The organism is Microbacterium sp. HM-570, assembly GCF_054165885.1.
This window is the reverse complement of sequence record NZ_CM135111.1, coordinates 3366663-3379933: the sequence shown is the minus strand read 5'-3', so window position 1 is coordinate 3379933 and position 13271 is coordinate 3366663. Positions and strand designations below refer to the sequence as shown.

The 13271-nt window shown below is 66.8% G+C and carries 13 protein-coding genes, 1 tRNA gene and 1 other RNA gene; 7 read left to right on the top strand and 8 right to left on the bottom strand.

Features of this window, described 5'->3' with window-relative positions:
* Nucleotides 1-3 precede the first annotated feature (3 nt).
* Nucleotides 4-1341, bottom strand: a complete 1338-nt coding sequence (gene glnA, locus ACT9TC_RS16145; protein ID WP_458041447.1) for a type I glutamate--ammonia ligase — start codon at nucleotides 1339-1341, stop codon at nucleotides 4-6.
* Between the two features lie 47 nt (nucleotides 1342-1388).
* Entirely contained in the window at nucleotides 1389-1613 is a 225-nt protein-coding gene (locus ACT9TC_RS16140; protein WP_396643066.1) for an SPOR domain-containing protein, read from the bottom strand.
* Nucleotides 1614-1726: 113 nt separating this feature from the next.
* On the opposite strand from ACT9TC_RS16140, the gene ppgK reads away from it, so the two are divergent.
* Both ppgK and ACT9TC_RS16130 read left to right on the top strand, forming a co-directional pair.
* On the top strand, nucleotides 1727-2482 hold the full coding sequence (ppgK, locus tag ACT9TC_RS16135; protein WP_458041446.1) for a polyphosphate--glucose phosphotransferase: 756 nt from the start codon (nucleotides 1727-1729) through the stop codon (nucleotides 2480-2482).
* 15 nt (nucleotides 2483-2497) lie between these two features.
* The gene (locus tag ACT9TC_RS16130; protein ID WP_458041445.1) at nucleotides 2498-2938 is read left to right on the top strand and encodes a DUF805 domain-containing protein; all 441 of its coding nucleotides are present in this window, start codon (nucleotides 2498-2500) and stop codon (nucleotides 2936-2938) included.
* Nucleotides 2939-3077: 139 nt separating this feature from the next.
* Here the strand turns inward: ACT9TC_RS16130 and rnpB are convergent.
* From rnpB to ACT9TC_RS16100, 6 genes are all read right to left on the bottom strand, one after another.
* Nucleotides 3078-3443: RNase P RNA component class A (rnpB, locus tag ACT9TC_RS16125), an RNA gene on the bottom strand.
* Nucleotides 3444-3503: 60 nt separating this feature from the next.
* Nucleotides 3504-3974, bottom strand: a complete 471-nt coding sequence (locus tag ACT9TC_RS16120) for a reverse transcriptase-like protein (RefSeq protein WP_458041444.1) — start codon at nucleotides 3972-3974, stop codon at nucleotides 3504-3506.
* A 10-nt stretch (nucleotides 3975-3984) separates the two neighbouring features.
* Nucleotides 3985-4716: a zinc ribbon domain-containing protein gene (locus ACT9TC_RS16115; RefSeq protein WP_458041443.1), complete on the bottom strand. Its 732-nt coding sequence runs from the start codon at nucleotides 4714-4716 to the stop codon at nucleotides 3985-3987.
* A gap of 46 nt (nucleotides 4717-4762) precedes the next feature.
* Nucleotides 4763-5641, bottom strand: coding sequence for an ABC transporter permease (locus ACT9TC_RS16110; RefSeq protein ID WP_458041442.1), 879 nt, complete (start codon nucleotides 5639-5641; stop codon nucleotides 4763-4765).
* On the bottom strand, nucleotides 5641-6561 hold the full coding sequence (locus ACT9TC_RS16105) for an ABC transporter ATP-binding protein (RefSeq protein ID WP_458041441.1): 921 nt from the start codon (nucleotides 6559-6561) through the stop codon (nucleotides 5641-5643). The genes ACT9TC_RS16110 and ACT9TC_RS16105 overlap by 1 nt, the downstream gene beginning before the upstream one ends.
* A gap of 129 nt (nucleotides 6562-6690) precedes the next feature.
* A tRNA-Val gene (locus tag ACT9TC_RS16100) sits at nucleotides 6691-6763 on the bottom strand.
* A gap of 189 nt (nucleotides 6764-6952) precedes the next feature.
* On the opposite strand from ACT9TC_RS16100, the gene aceE reads away from it, so the two are divergent.
* The 5 genes from aceE to ACT9TC_RS16075 all read left to right on the top strand — a co-directional run bounded on the left by aceE (nucleotide 6953) and on the right by ACT9TC_RS16075 (nucleotide 13256).
* Nucleotides 6953-9679, top strand: a complete 2727-nt coding sequence (gene aceE / locus ACT9TC_RS16095) for a pyruvate dehydrogenase (acetyl-transferring), homodimeric type (RefSeq protein ID WP_458041440.1) — start codon at nucleotides 6953-6955, stop codon at nucleotides 9677-9679.
* Between the two features lie 5 nt (nucleotides 9680-9684).
* Nucleotides 9685-10953 (top strand): PucR family transcriptional regulator, encoded by a 1269-nt coding sequence (locus tag ACT9TC_RS16090; RefSeq protein WP_458041439.1) that lies wholly within the window; start codon nucleotides 9685-9687, stop codon nucleotides 10951-10953.
* Between the two features lie 44 nt (nucleotides 10954-10997).
* Nucleotides 10998-11918 (top strand): ACP S-malonyltransferase, encoded by a 921-nt coding sequence (locus ACT9TC_RS16085; RefSeq protein WP_458041438.1) that lies wholly within the window; start codon nucleotides 10998-11000, stop codon nucleotides 11916-11918.
* The gene (locus tag ACT9TC_RS16080) at nucleotides 11915-12922 is read left to right on the top strand and encodes a beta-ketoacyl-ACP synthase III (RefSeq protein ID WP_458041437.1); all 1008 of its coding nucleotides are present in this window, start codon (nucleotides 11915-11917) and stop codon (nucleotides 12920-12922) included. Before ACT9TC_RS16085 ends, ACT9TC_RS16080 begins: the two co-directional genes overlap by 4 nt.
* An 85-nt stretch (nucleotides 12923-13007) precedes the next feature.
* The gene (locus tag ACT9TC_RS16075; protein WP_036297167.1) at nucleotides 13008-13256 is read left to right on the top strand and encodes an acyl carrier protein; all 249 of its coding nucleotides are present in this window, start codon (nucleotides 13008-13010) and stop codon (nucleotides 13254-13256) included.
* Nucleotides 13257-13271 lie beyond the last annotated feature (15 nt).

Sequence of the window (13271 nt, the reverse complement as noted above, 5' to 3'; positions counted from 1 at the left end):
CCGTCAGAGCATCTCGAGGTTGCTCTTCAACTCGAAGGGCGTGACCTGCGAACGGTACTCCTGCCATTCACGGCGCTTGTTCTTCAGCACATACGTGAAGACCTGCTCGCCGAGGGTTTCGGCAACCAATTCGCTCTCTTCCATCGCCTGGAGGGCGTGGTCGAGGCTCGCGGGCAGCGGCTTGTAGCCCAGCGCCCGGCGCTCGGCATCGCTCAGCGACCACACGTTGTCCTCGGCCTCGGGCGGGAGTTCATACTCCTCCTCGATACCCTTCAGCCCGGCCGCGAGCATGAGCGCGTAGGCCAGGTAGGGGTTGGCCGCAGAATCCAGAGCACGGTATTCGACGCGCGACGACTGGCTCTTGTTCGGCTTGTAGAGCGGAACCCGCACGAGCGCCGAGCGGTTGTTGTGACCCCACGTGATGAAGCTGGGAGCTTCGTCTCCGCCCCAGAGCCGCTTGTACGAGTTGACGAACTGGTTCGTCACGGCCGCGATCTCGCTCGAGTGACGCAGCAGGCCGGCGATGAACTGCCGTCCGACTTTGGAGAGCTGGTACTCGGCCCCCTCTTCGTAGAAGGCGTTCTGGTCTCCCTCGAAAAGGGACATGTGCGTGTGCATGCCGCTACCGGGCTTGCCGCTGAGGGGCTTCGGCATGAATGTCGCGTAGACACCCTGCTCGATCGCGACCTCTTTGATGACCGTGCGGAACGTCATGATGTTGTCCGCCGTCGCCAGGGCGTCGGCGTAACGCAGGTCGATCTCGTTCTGACCCGGGCCACCCTCGTGGTGGCTGAACTCGACCGAGATACCCAGGTCTTCGAGCATCCGGACCGAACGGCGACGGAAGTCGTGAGCCGTGCCGCCCGGGACGTTGTCGAAGTAACCGGCGGAGTCAACCGGCTCGGGGCCCTCGGCACCGTAGGACGAGGACTTGAGCAGGTAGAACTCGATCTCGGGGTGCGTGTAGAACGTGAACCCGCGGTCTGCGGCACGCGCCAGGGTGCGCTTGAGAACGTGACGCGGGTCGGCCACGGCGGGCTGACCATCCGGCGTCGTGATGTCGCAGAACATGCGCGCCGTCGGGTCGATCTCGCCCCGCCAGGGCAAGATCTGGAACGTCACCGGGTCCGGGTGCGCGAGAAGGTCTGACTCGAAGCTTCGAGTCAGGCCCTCGATCGCCGAACCGTCGAATCCGAGGCCCTCTGCGAATGCCCCTTCAACCTCGGCCGGGGCGATCGCGACGGACTTGAGCGTCCCGATCACATCGGTGAACCAGAGGCGGACGAATTTGACGCCCCGCTCTTCGATCGTCCGCAAGACGAAATCACGCTGCTTGTCCATGGTTCCCTCCGCGGCGGTATCGTTCGCAGGCCGGCTGCTTGCCCAGCCTACTGGGGGTCTTCGCCGGCGCCGGACGCGGGTGCGCCCCACGAGGCGTCACGGGCGTCGTCGTCGGCCCACGCGCGCGCGCGGTCCTTGATGACCTGCGGCGCATTGGCCGCTTCTTCCGCCGTGTCGAACGGGCCGGCGCGGTCGATCGCGGGAGACTCGAACCCCTTCTCGACCTCACCGGTCGTCAGGTTGTACCAGTACTTCTGTTCGCTCTCGGACACCGGTTCTCCCTCGATCTGCGTTCCGTGTCGATCCTAGTGACCGCGGGCGTTCCAGCGTGGCGCATCGACGGTGGCGGCCGGATCATCGGATGGCTCTCGCTAAGCTGATTCGCATGTCAAAGAGCGTGGATCGTGCTGTCGGTGTCGACATCGGGGGGACCGGCATCAAGGCCGGCATCGTAGATCTGAAGCGCGGAGAGTTGCTGAGCGACCGCATCCGCGTCAACACCCCGAAGGGGGCGGCGCCGGATGACGTCCTCGCCGCCGTGAACGAGGTGCTCGACAAGCTCGGTGGCGTGGACAAGAAGGTTCCCCTCGGCGTCGCCTTCCCGGCGATCGTCAAGAAGGGTCGCACGCTCTCCGCCGCCAATGTCTCCGAGAAATGGATCGACTTCGAGGCTGAGAAGTTCTTCGAAAAGGGCCTCGGTCGCGACATCCAGTTCGTCAATGACGCAGATGCGGCGGGTGTCGCCGAAGTTCGGTACGGCGCCGCGAAGGGCCACGACGGGCTCACGATCCTGACGACCCTCGGCACCGGTATCGGCTCAGCGTTCATCTACAACGGCACACTGATCCCCAACACCGAGCTCGGACACCTCTGGTACGAGGGCGAGTCGATCGAGAAGTACGCGGCATACTCGGCGATGGAGCGCGAAGACCTCACGTGGCAGGACTGGACGAAGCGCCTGCAGCTCTTCTACGACCACGTCGAGTTCTTGTTCTCGCCCGACCTGTTCGTCGTCGGCGGCGGCGTGTCGAAGCATCCGGAGCGTTTCTTGCCGATGCTGAAGCTGCGCACCCCGATCCTTCCCGCCGTGCACCGCAACAGCTCGGGCATCATCGGCGCGGCGGCCCTCGCGGGCGACTGACCCCCGGTCCGAAGGATGTCTGCGCCACTCGACCGTCCGCTCTATGGCGCCTCGTGGGGCTCAGCCAACGCTCGATTCTTCGGCAACTACTCGATCTTTCGCGGTCGCGCGAGTCCGAGCGAGTACTGGTGGTGGACGCTCACCAATGCCTTGGTGCTGAACGCCCTCAATCTTCTTGCTCTGCAGTGGGGAGCGGATGACTGGGCGTGGGGTCCGCTCGGACTACCCCTGATGGGCGGACCGACCGGAGAGATCGCGGGCGTTCCCGGGGTGCTTGCGCTGATCTTCTCGCTCGGAACGCTGCTCCCGAACCTCGCGATCACGTGGCGTCGCTTGCACGACACCGGCCGCAGTGGCGCGTGGTTCTTCCTGGCGTTCGTCCCGATCGTCGGGTGGATCGTCCTGCTGATCTTCCTGGTCGGCGGTCCGCGCGAAGATGGTCGTCGCTTCGACTGACGCACGGATGCCGAGAACGCCTGTTGTTACCGAGCACGCCCGTTGTGCGCCGTGCAGAAGCGGCGCACTCGGGCGCAAGCGGCGGTCTCGGTGCGGGCACACGCGCGCAGCATCAGGAACGGCGGCGGAAGAGAGAGGGCGAGTGGGCCGGCCTGTACGCCGGGTTCTGTCCGGGGGCGTGAGCCCCGTGGACGGTCATCTCTCTCGACGACACGTTGCCATGCCGTTCTAGCGGTCTACCCGAGGACTCGGCGGGCCGCGTCAACATCCTCTGTCTGACCTTGCTCCGGGCGAGGTTTACCGAGCAGACCGCGTCACCGCGGTCCCTGGTGGTCTCTTACACCACCGTTTCACCCTTACCGCGGTTGCCCGCGGCGGTCTGTTTTCTGTGGCACTGTCTCGCGGATCACTCCGGGTGGGTGTTACCCACCGCCCTGCCCTGTGGAGCCCGGACGTTCCTCGGCACGAGAGAAAACCCTCGTGACGCGACCGTCCAGCCGACCCACTCGCGCCGCAAGTCTAGCCGCGGATGCCTCACTGCCCCGCGCCGGCCGCCCCAGCGAGCTCAGCCCACGAGGTCGCGGCGAAAGCTCTCGCGCCGATCCATCGACGCGTTGGCCGCAGCATCCGCTCTCGCGTTCTGCGCGCGTGGGATCCATTCGAAGCTCACTTGCCGCCCGGCGATCAGCTCGCGCGCCTCGCGGGCCAGGGCCTGCATGTCGGGGTGCTTGATCTTCCAGCGTCCCGTCATCTGCTCGACCACGAGCTTGGAGTCGAGTCGCACGCGAACGGATACCGGGTCGCGCTCGAAAGCGGCACGTACACCCTCGATCATGCCCCGGTATTCGGCCACGTTGTTGCTCGCCATGCCCACGTAGAAACCCAGCTCGACCAGCACCTCTCCGGTCGTCGCGTCGAGGACGACGGCTCCGCCCGCGGCGATGCCCGGGTTGCCCCGCGACCCGCCATCCGCTTCGACGATCAGGTCGGGCGCGGCGCGCTGAGCGGTCTGGTCATCCCAGAGCCCGCCCGTCATCGGGACGAGCTCACAGGCCCGATTCGTTCGTACGAACGAGGATGCAACCGCACTCGGGGCAGTTCACGATCTCGTCGTCGGCAGCGCCGCGGATGACTTTCAGATCGGTGCCGGAGAGCACCATGTGGCATCCGCCGCAGGTACGCGCACGCAGCAGCGCCGCGCCGTCGTTGCGGGCGGTCAGTCGCTCGTACAGGGCCAAAAGTTCCGGCGGCACCGTCCCGACGACGGCCGCGCGGTCGCGGGTCAGGTGTTCGGTGCGGGCGATCGCATCGGCGACGACGGCCTTCGCCTCGTTCGAGAGACGCGTGCCCTCTTCGTTCGTCTCCGCGACGAGGCGCTCCTGCTCGGCGACGGATGCCTCGATCTGCTCGAGCTTCTCCATCAGCTCGAGCTCGGCATCCTCGAGGTCACCCTGGCGACGCGCAAGCGAGGCGAGCTCGTGTTCGAGGCCCGCGGCATCCTTCGGGTTCGAGACCCTCTGTAGCAGCTCTTCGTCGCGCTTGCGTCGCGCCTCGACGACCTTCACATCGGACTCGACGCGCGAGATCTCGAGCTGCAGGTCGTCGCGCGCACCCTGGCGGCGGGACAACTCGTGCGAGAGGGCTTGGCGCGCGGCGAGAAGTTCTTTCACACGCGGGGCTTGGGGAGGATTCTGGCGCAGGGCATTTGACGCGCGGAGCTGCGCGTCGAGCTCGGCGATCTCCAGCAATCGACGCTGGTCTGTCGGGCTCGCATTCACGCGTCCAGCCTATCCCGGCGGCCGCGGCGTCTTGGCGGCCGGTGCTTCAGACGATGCGCGCCCGGATCCGTGCCGACGCGAGGGCGAAGAACACCACGACCATCGCCCCGAGAATCGCGGCGACGTACACGGCCGTGACGGTCCAGTCCCCCACCGTCAGGTCGATGCCGTAGAAGAGCGCGATCGAATCGGATGCCTCGGGCACCCCGCCCGTCAGCGTGTCGAGCGGGCCCTGAGTGAACTCGCGACGCAGCACCATCGACGACTGCGCGAACGGCAGCGCGTTGATGACCTCGCGCACCGCCTCCGGCAGGGATCCGACCGGGATGTAGGCGCCCGCGACGAACCCGAGGATTGTGCCGACGATCGTGGACATCGCAGAGAATGCATTGTTCGACGACAGGAACGACACCACGAAGGCGGAGAGAGCTGTGAAGGCGGCGCCGGACAGGGCGATCCATCCGACGATCCGCAGCACCGACAGCGGCGGCGGAACCACCCCGTCGACGAGCCAGAGGTAGATCAGGCTGATGACGAGCACGACGAGCGTCATCAGCAGAGCGACGGCCAGGGCCGCGAACAGATACCCGGCGACGATCTGGCCGCGCCGGATCGGCGAGACCAGGAAGTCGCGGAATCGGCTGGATGCGGCATCCTCGACCAGAACTCCCAGCGCACCCAAACCCGTGGTGATCGACGTCATGCCGACGATGCCGGCGAACATCCACGAGTCGACGAAGGCCTTGATCTCGGCGGTCGTCGCATCGGGGAACGACTCCTGCAAGCCGGTCGTCTGCAGATTGCCGAGAAAGAGTGTGTAGAGCGCGAAGAGGATGATCGCGGACAGCAGCGAGAAGAAGACGTTGAGGCGGTCGCGGAAGAACAGGCGGAGGTTCCGGCCGATGATCGTGCGGATGACGCCCATCAGTTTTCGATCCCTTCGCGCCCGGTCAACGCGAGGAAGACGTCGTCCATGCTGCCGTGGCGGAACTCGAAGTCGGCCACATCATCACCGTGCGCGCCCAGGATGCGCCGCGCGACGCTCGCGTCCTCCACAGCGATGGCGATCTCGTCGGCATCACCCATCGGATCGAGGCCGTCCGCTTGCGCGAGCGCGAGAAGCGCGGCGCGATTGCGGGTGGTGACGGTGAGGATGCTTCGACTGTGGCGGGCCCGCAGTTCGACGGGCGACCCCTCGGCGATGATCCGGCCAGCATCGATGATGCAGACGCGATCGGCCTCTTCGGTCTCTTCCATATAGTGCGTGGTCAGGAAGACGGTCAGGCCGGTCCTCTCCCCCAGTTCGTGGATCGTCGACCAGACGACCGCGCGGCTGGCGGGGTCGAGGCCGGCGGTGGGTTCGTCGAGGAACAGGATCGCGGGTTGGTGCAGCAGCGCCCGGGCGATGTCGACGCGGCGGCGCTGCCCGCCCGAGAGCTTCCCGTAGCGGCGGTCGAGGAACTCGTCCAGCTCGATGAGTGCGGACAGCTCGGCGATACGGGCGTTGATCGCCGAGGCATCCGTCATCGAGAACCGCGCCCGGATGCGCAAGTTCTCGCGAGCGGTCAGGGCATCGTCGAGCACCGAATCCTGGAAGACGACGCCGATGCTCCGGCGGATCGCTTCGCCGTCGGTACGGATGTCTCGCCCGGCCACGATCAGTCGGCCGGCGTCGAAGGGCAGGACGGTGGTGAGGCATCCGATCGTCGTCGACTTGCCGGCGCCATTCGTGCCGAGGAACGCGAACACTCCTCCGGTCTGGACCAGGAAGGACACGTCATCGACCGCCGTGACCTTCTTGTACCGCTTGGTCAGGCCCTCGACCTCGATCGCGGGCGATGACATCGACACAGACGGCGTCGGGCGGATTCGTGGCGGCACACCCCCATCCTGCCCGGAGATTCGGCGGGGACGCGCCTCCAATATCCGCGGTCCATCCCACACATGGCGACAACCTCGCCACGGTACTGAGTGTGGGCCCTGCCGGGATCGAACCGACGACATCCACGGTGTAAACGTGGCGCTCTACCAGCTGAGCTAAAGGCCCTCGGGATCAGTCTAGAAGATCGGACCACGTCGACAGATATGGTCCGCGCACCCTCTCCCTCCAGACGGGCGCGGGATGCCCGGAACTGACTAGGCTGAGAGAGGTGTGCGTTCCCGCCCGGCCCACAAGCCGAGACGCCGCCGCCAAGACTCCCCCGGCACGATCTGCCGGCACGAAGAGAGGTCACGTGTGACTGTTCACGACCAGGATCCCTACTCGCAGAACCACGAAGACAGCGACCCGGAAGAGACTTCCGAGTGGCAGGAATCCCTGCAGCAGCTCGTCGACGCGAAGGGCCACGGCCGCGGACGAGAGGTGATGCTCAGCCTTCTGAAGAAGTCGCATGATCTGCACCTCGGCGTCCCGATGGTCCCGACGACGGACTACATCAACACCATCGCGCCCGAGAACGAGCCCGAGTTTCCGGGCGACGAAGAGATCGAGCGCCGTTACCGCGCCTGGATCCGCTGGAACGCCGCCGTCACGGTGCACCGCGCACAGCGCCCGGGCATCGGCGTCGGCGGACACATCTCGACATACGCCTCGTCGGCCGCGCTCTACGAGGTCGGGTTCAACCACTTCTTCCGCGGCGCCGACCACCCCTCGGGCGGCGACCAGATCTTCATCCAGGGTCACGCCTCCCCCGGTACCTACGCCCGCGCTTTCCTCGAAGGCCGGTTGACCGAGGCGCAGCTCGACGGCTTCCGCCAGGAGAAGTCCGCGGCGCCCAACGGCATCCCTTCCTACCCGCACCCGCGTCTGATGCCGGAGTTCTGGCAGTTCCCGACCGTGTCGATGGGTCTTGGCCCGATCAACGCGATCTACCAGGCGATGACGAACAAGTACCTGACCAACCGAGGAATCAAGGATGTCTCGGACGGTCATGTGTGGGCATTCCTGGGTGACGGCGAAATGGACGAGGTCGAAAGCCGCGGCCAGCTCCAGGTCGCGGCGAACGAGGGTCTCGACAACCTGACCTTCGTGGTCAACGCCAACCTTCAGCGCCTCGATGGCCCGGTGCGCGGCAACGGCAAGATCATCCAGGAACTCGAGAGCTTCTTCCGCGGCGCCGGATGGAACGTCATCAAGGTCGTCTGGGGTCGCGAATGGGACGATTTGCTCGCCCGCGACACGGACGGCGCCCTACGAAACCTCATGAACGTTACCCCCGACGGCGACTTCCAGACGTACAAGACCGAGAACGGCGCCTACGTGCGTGAGAACTTCTTCGGTCGCGACGAGCGCGCGCTCGCCCTTGTCAAGGACTACACCGACGACCAGGTCTGGAACCTCAAGCGCGGCGGCCACGACTACCGCAAGGTCTACGCGGCGTTCAAGGCGGCCGTCGAACACAAGGGCCAGCCGACCGTCATCATCGCCAAGACCATCAAGGGCTACGGCCTCGGTCCCCACTTCGAGGGCCGCAACGCGACCCACCAGATGAAGAAGATGACGCTCGAGGACCTCAAGCACTTCCGCGATGCGATGCACATCCCCATCACGGACGCGCAGCTCGAAGAGAACCCCTACACGCCCCCGTACTACAACCCGGGCGAGAAGGACGAGACGATCCAGTACCTGCTGGAGCGTCGCCGCAATCTCGGCGGGTTCCTTCCCGAGCGTCGCTCGACCCACGTCGGCCTCACGTTGCCGGATGACTCGGCCTACGCGATGCCGAAGAAGGGCTCGGGAACGCAAGAGATCGCGACGACCATGGCGTTCGTGCGTCTCCTGAAGGACCTGCTTCGGGCGAAGGACTTCGGCCACCGCATCGTTCCGATCATCCCCGACGAGGCACGCACGTTCGGTATGGACGCGTTCTTCCCCACGGCGAAGATCTACAACCCGAACGGTCAGCACTACACCTCGGTCGACCGCGAGCTGCTGCTGGCGTACAAGGAGAGCCCGCAGGGGCAGATCCTGCACGTGGGTATCAACGAGGCGGGCGCGGTTGCGGCGTTCACCGGTGTCGGAACGTCGTACTCGACCCACGGCGAGCCGCTCATCCCGGTCTACGTCTTCTACTCGATGTTCGGCTTCCAGCGCACGGGCGACGCTCAGTGGGCCGCGGGCGACCAGATGGCGCGCGGATTCATCATCGGCGCCACTGCTGGGCGCACCACGCTCACCGGCGAAGGCCTGCAGCACGCCGACGGCCACTCGCACCTGCTCGCTTCGACGAACCCCGCAACGGTGTCGTATGACCCGGCCTACGGCTACGAGATCGCACACATCGTGCGCTCGGGCATCGAGCGGATGTACGGCGGCGAGCACCCGGACCCGAACGTCATGTACTACCTGACTGTCTACAACGAGCCGATCGTGCAGCCCGCCGAGCCCGAGGGCGTCGACGTGGATGGCATTGTGCGAGGCATCCACCGCATCTCGACCGGCGAGGGCGACGGCGCACGCGCCCAGCTGCTCGCGTCGGGCGTCGGTGTGCCGTGGGCCAAGGAAGCCCAGCAACTGCTGCGCGACGACTGGGGTGTGGCAGCGGATGTCTGGTCCGTCACGTCCTGGACAGAGCTCCGCCGCGACGGTCTGGCCACTGACGAGCACAACTTCCTGCACCCGGAAGAAGAGCCGAAGACGGCCTACATCACCGAGAAGCTGGCCGGCGCACCCGGCCCGGTCATCGCCGTGAGCGACTTCATGCACGCCGTCCAGGACCAGATCCGGCCCTGGGTGCAGCATGACTTCTACACTCTCGGCGCCGACGGCTTCGGCTTCTCGGACACCCGTGCCGCCGCTCGACGCTTCTTCAAGATCGACGGTCCCTCGATCGTCGTGCGGGCGCTGCAAGCACTCGCGCAGCAGGGCGCGGTCGACCGTTCGCTCGTCGCCCAGGCCATCGAGAAGTACCGGCTGTTCGACGTGACCGCGGGAACGAGCGGGAACGCGGGCGGCGAGAGCTGACCGGCGTGCCGGAGAACACAGACGCCGACGACGAAGCGGCGATCGCCAAGACGGTGGCCGATGAGAAAGCGGCGACGCTCACCTGGCTGCGTCGCATCTCCGGCGACCTCGCCACGGCGACGCTCAACCGCCTCGAGGACACGCTGCCCTGGTATCGCGAGATGCCGCCCGGGCGACGGTCCGCCGTCGGCCTCGTGGCGCAGGCCGGCATCAGCTCGTTCATCCAGTGGTACGAAGATCCCGAGTCGACCCCCTGGATCGCGGCGGACATCTTCGCCGCCGCCCCGCGCGAGTTGCTGCGGAGCGTCAGCCTGCAGCAGACGCTCCAGCTCATCCGGGTGACGGTCGAGGTCACGGAAGAGCGTGTGACCGGCCGGGGCGGAAGCATCCGCGAGGCGATCCTGAAGTACTCGCGTGATGTCGCCTTCGCGGCAGCGGATGTCTACGCCCGGGCGGCCGAAGCGCGCGGGTTGTGGGACGCACGGCTCGAGGCGCTGGTCGTCGACTCGATCCTGACGGGCGAAGCCGATGCCGAGCTGCCGAGCCGCATCGCGGCGCTCGGGTGGCACGGACATGGCGAGGTCTGCGTTCTGGTCGGCACGACGCCTTCACAGTTCGACGTCGACCACCTGCGTCGCATCGCACGCAAGCTCGGTGTGGACGTGCTGATCGGCGTACAGGGTTCGCGGCTCGTGCTGGTCATGGGCCGCTCGGACTCGGTCGCCCGCGGTGAAGAACCGATACCCGACCTGCCCTTCCCCGAGATCGCGACGCGACTCGAGCCCGGATTCGGACCCGGCCACCTCGTGCTCGGCCCGGCTGTGCCGGCCCTCGTCGATGCCAGTGCGAGCGCGCGCGCGGCCCTCGCGGGTTTCGCCGTGGCGCGTGCTTGGCGGAACGCTCCTCGACCCGTCGAGGCCGACGACCTGCTGCCCGAGCGCGCCCTGGCCGGCGATGCGCTGGCTAGGCAGACGCTCGTCGAGCGGATCTATCGGCCCCTGCAGGCGCACTCCCCCGATCTCGTCACGACCCTGTGGAGCTACCTCGACAACGGTCGCTCGCTCGAGGCGACCGCGCGCGAGCTTTTCGTACACCCGAACACCGTCCGCTACCGCCTGAAGCGCGTCAGCGAGGTGATCGGCTGGGACGCCACGGGTGCCCGAGAGGCGCTCATCCTGCAGTCGGCCCTGATCCTGGGTCAAATCGCGGCGACCGACACGCGCAGGCGCTCTTCAGTGTCAGCCACGCACAAACGTTCCGGACTTTCTTCGTAGGACTGCGCCAAGACCGACCCCGGTCGAGTTGACAGACTGGGCTAGTGATCGTTGTAGCTTGCCCGGGTCAGGGCTCTCAAACTCCTGGATTCCTCTCCCCGTGGCTGGAACTCGATGGCGCGCGAGAGCTGCTCACCGTGTTCTCTGACGCCGCAGAGGTCGATCTGATCCTGCACGGCACCGTGTCCGACGCCGACACCATCCGCGACACGCGCATCGCGCAGCCGTTGATCGTCGCCGCGAGCCTGCTCGCGTGGATGAAGCTCGATGAGCGCGGGGCGCCCACCCCGGGCGGCGCAGCGGGCCACTCGGTCGGTGAGATCGCGGCGCTCGTCGTCGCCGGGGTCATCTCGGCATACGAGGGAATGAAGCTGGTCGGCATCCGCGGGCGTGCGATGGCGGACGCAGCGGCCCTCGAGCCGACCGGCATGAGCGCCATCGTCGGCGGTGACGAGGCAGCTGTCCTCACCCGACTGGAAGAGCTCGCGCTGACTCCCGCCAACTTCAACGGTGGTGGACAGATCGTTGCCGCGGGTGCGCCCGCCGCGCTGGAGGCACTGGCCGTGGATCCTCCCCGCGGAGCCCGCGTCATCCCCCTGCAGGTCGCCGGCGCATTCCACACGTCGTACATGGCACCCGCGGTCGAGCGGCTCCGCACCGCCGCTGGCATCGTCACGGTGAGCGACCCGACCCTCACCCTGTGGTCCAACAGTGACGGCTCGATCGTCACCTCCGGCAGCACGGCCCTCGACCTGTTGGTCGGTCAGGTGGCCTCGCCCGTCCGCTGGGACCTGTGCATGACCGGATTCTCGGATGCCGGTATCACGGGCCTCGTCGAACTGACGCCCGCCGGTACACTGACCGGGCTCGCCAAACGCGGGCTCCGGGGCATCCCGTCGGTAGCGGTCAAGACCCCCGACGACCTCGATGCGGCCGTGGAACTGCTCTCGAAGGACAACGCATGATCTCGCCCGCACCGCTGACCCAGACCACGGGTGTCGCCCACACGCGCATCTACGCGTACGGTGCAGCCCGTGGCGAGCTCGTCGTCGACAACGATGCCCTCGTCGGACCGATCGACTCGAGCGACGAGTGGATCCGTCAACGCACCGGCATCATCACGCGTACGCGCGCCGAAGCCGGCACGAGTGCCCTCGACCTCGCGACGGACGCCGCCGCCGAGGCGATCGCCTCCTCTGGCGTCGCGCCGGAAGACATCGACCTCGTGATCGTCGCGACGATCAGCAACCCCCGGCAGACACCGTCGATCTCGGCCGTCGTCGCCGACCGCGTCGGCGCTAACCCCGCAGCCGCCTACGACCTCAACGCCGCTTGTGCCGGATTCTCGTACGGCGTCGCGCAGGCCGACGCCCTGATCCGCGGAGGCATCGCGCGGTACGCCGTCGTCATCGGCGCGGAGAAGCTCAGCGACGTCGTCGACCCCACCGACCGCAGCATCTCATTCCTGCTGGGCGATGGAGCCGGCGCGGCGGTCGTCGGACCGAGCGACACCCCCGGAATCGGCCCGACGGTGTGGGGATCGGATGGCTCCAAAGCAGACGCCGTCGGCATGGACCACACGCTCATCGAGTACCGCGACGGTACCGCCGCCTGGCCCACCCTCCGACAGGAAGGCCCGACGGTCTTCCGGTGGGCGGTGTGGGAAATGGTGAAGGTCGCCCGCCAGGCGCTCGAAGCGGCCGGTGTCGAGGCATCCGATCTATCCGCCTTCGTGCCCCACCAGGCGAACATGCGCATCATCGACGAATTCGCCAAGCAGCTGAAACTGCCCGAGACCGTCGTGATCGGGCGCGACATCGAGACGACCGGCAACACCTCGGCGGCGTCCATCCCGCTCGCAACGCACCGCCTGCTGCAGGAACACCCCGAGATCAGTGGCGGACTCGCCCTGCAGATCGGTTTCGGCGCAGGTCTGGTGTTCGGCGCGCAGGTCGTGGTGCTGCCATGACCGGGCGGATCGCCGCCCTAGACTGACTTGCGGTCGCCGACACGACTCCAGAACCCCCATCTAGATCCAGAACCAAGGAGACACCATGGCCTTTTCCACCGATGAGGTGCTTGCCGGGCTCGCTGAGCTCATCACCGACGAAACCGGCATCTCGGCCGACGACGTCGCCCTCGAGAAGTCCTTCACCGACGACCTCGACATCGACTCCATCTCGATGATGACGATCGTCGTCAACGCAGAAGAGAAGTTCGGCGTCACCATCCCCGACGACGAGGTCAAGAACCTCAAGACCGTCGGCGACGCCGTGACGTTCATCACGTCGAACCAGTCCTGATCCACCCTCTCGGGG

Excerpts from the sequence above, each read along its gene's own strand:
- glnA (WP_458041447.1), bottom strand. The coding sequence starts at position 1,341 with ATGGACAAGCAGCGTGATTTCGTCTTGCGGACGATCGAAGAGCGGGGC.
- ppgK (WP_458041446.1), top strand. The coding sequence starts at position 1,727 with ATGTCAAAGAGCGTGGATCGTGCTGTCGGTGTCGACATCGGGGGGACC.
- ACT9TC_RS16130 (WP_458041445.1), top strand. The coding sequence starts at position 2,498 with ATGTCTGCGCCACTCGACCGTCCGCTCTATGGCGCCTCGTGGGGCTCA.
- ACT9TC_RS16120 (WP_458041444.1), bottom strand. The coding sequence starts at position 3,974 with ATGACGGGCGGGCTCTGGGATGACCAGACCGCTCAGCGCGCCGCGCCC.
- ACT9TC_RS16110 (WP_458041442.1), bottom strand. The coding sequence starts at position 5,641 with ATGGGCGTCATCCGCACGATCATCGGCCGGAACCTCCGCCTGTTCTTC.
- ACT9TC_RS16105 (WP_458041441.1), bottom strand. The coding sequence starts at position 6,561 with ATGTCATCGCCCGCGATCGAGGTCGAGGGCCTGACCAAGCGGTACAAG.
- ACT9TC_RS16080 (WP_458041437.1), top strand. The coding sequence starts at position 11,915 with ATGATCTCGCCCGCACCGCTGACCCAGACCACGGGTGTCGCCCACACG.
- ACT9TC_RS16075 (WP_036297167.1), top strand. The coding sequence starts at position 13,008 with ATGGCCTTTTCCACCGATGAGGTGCTTGCCGGGCTCGCTGAGCTCATC.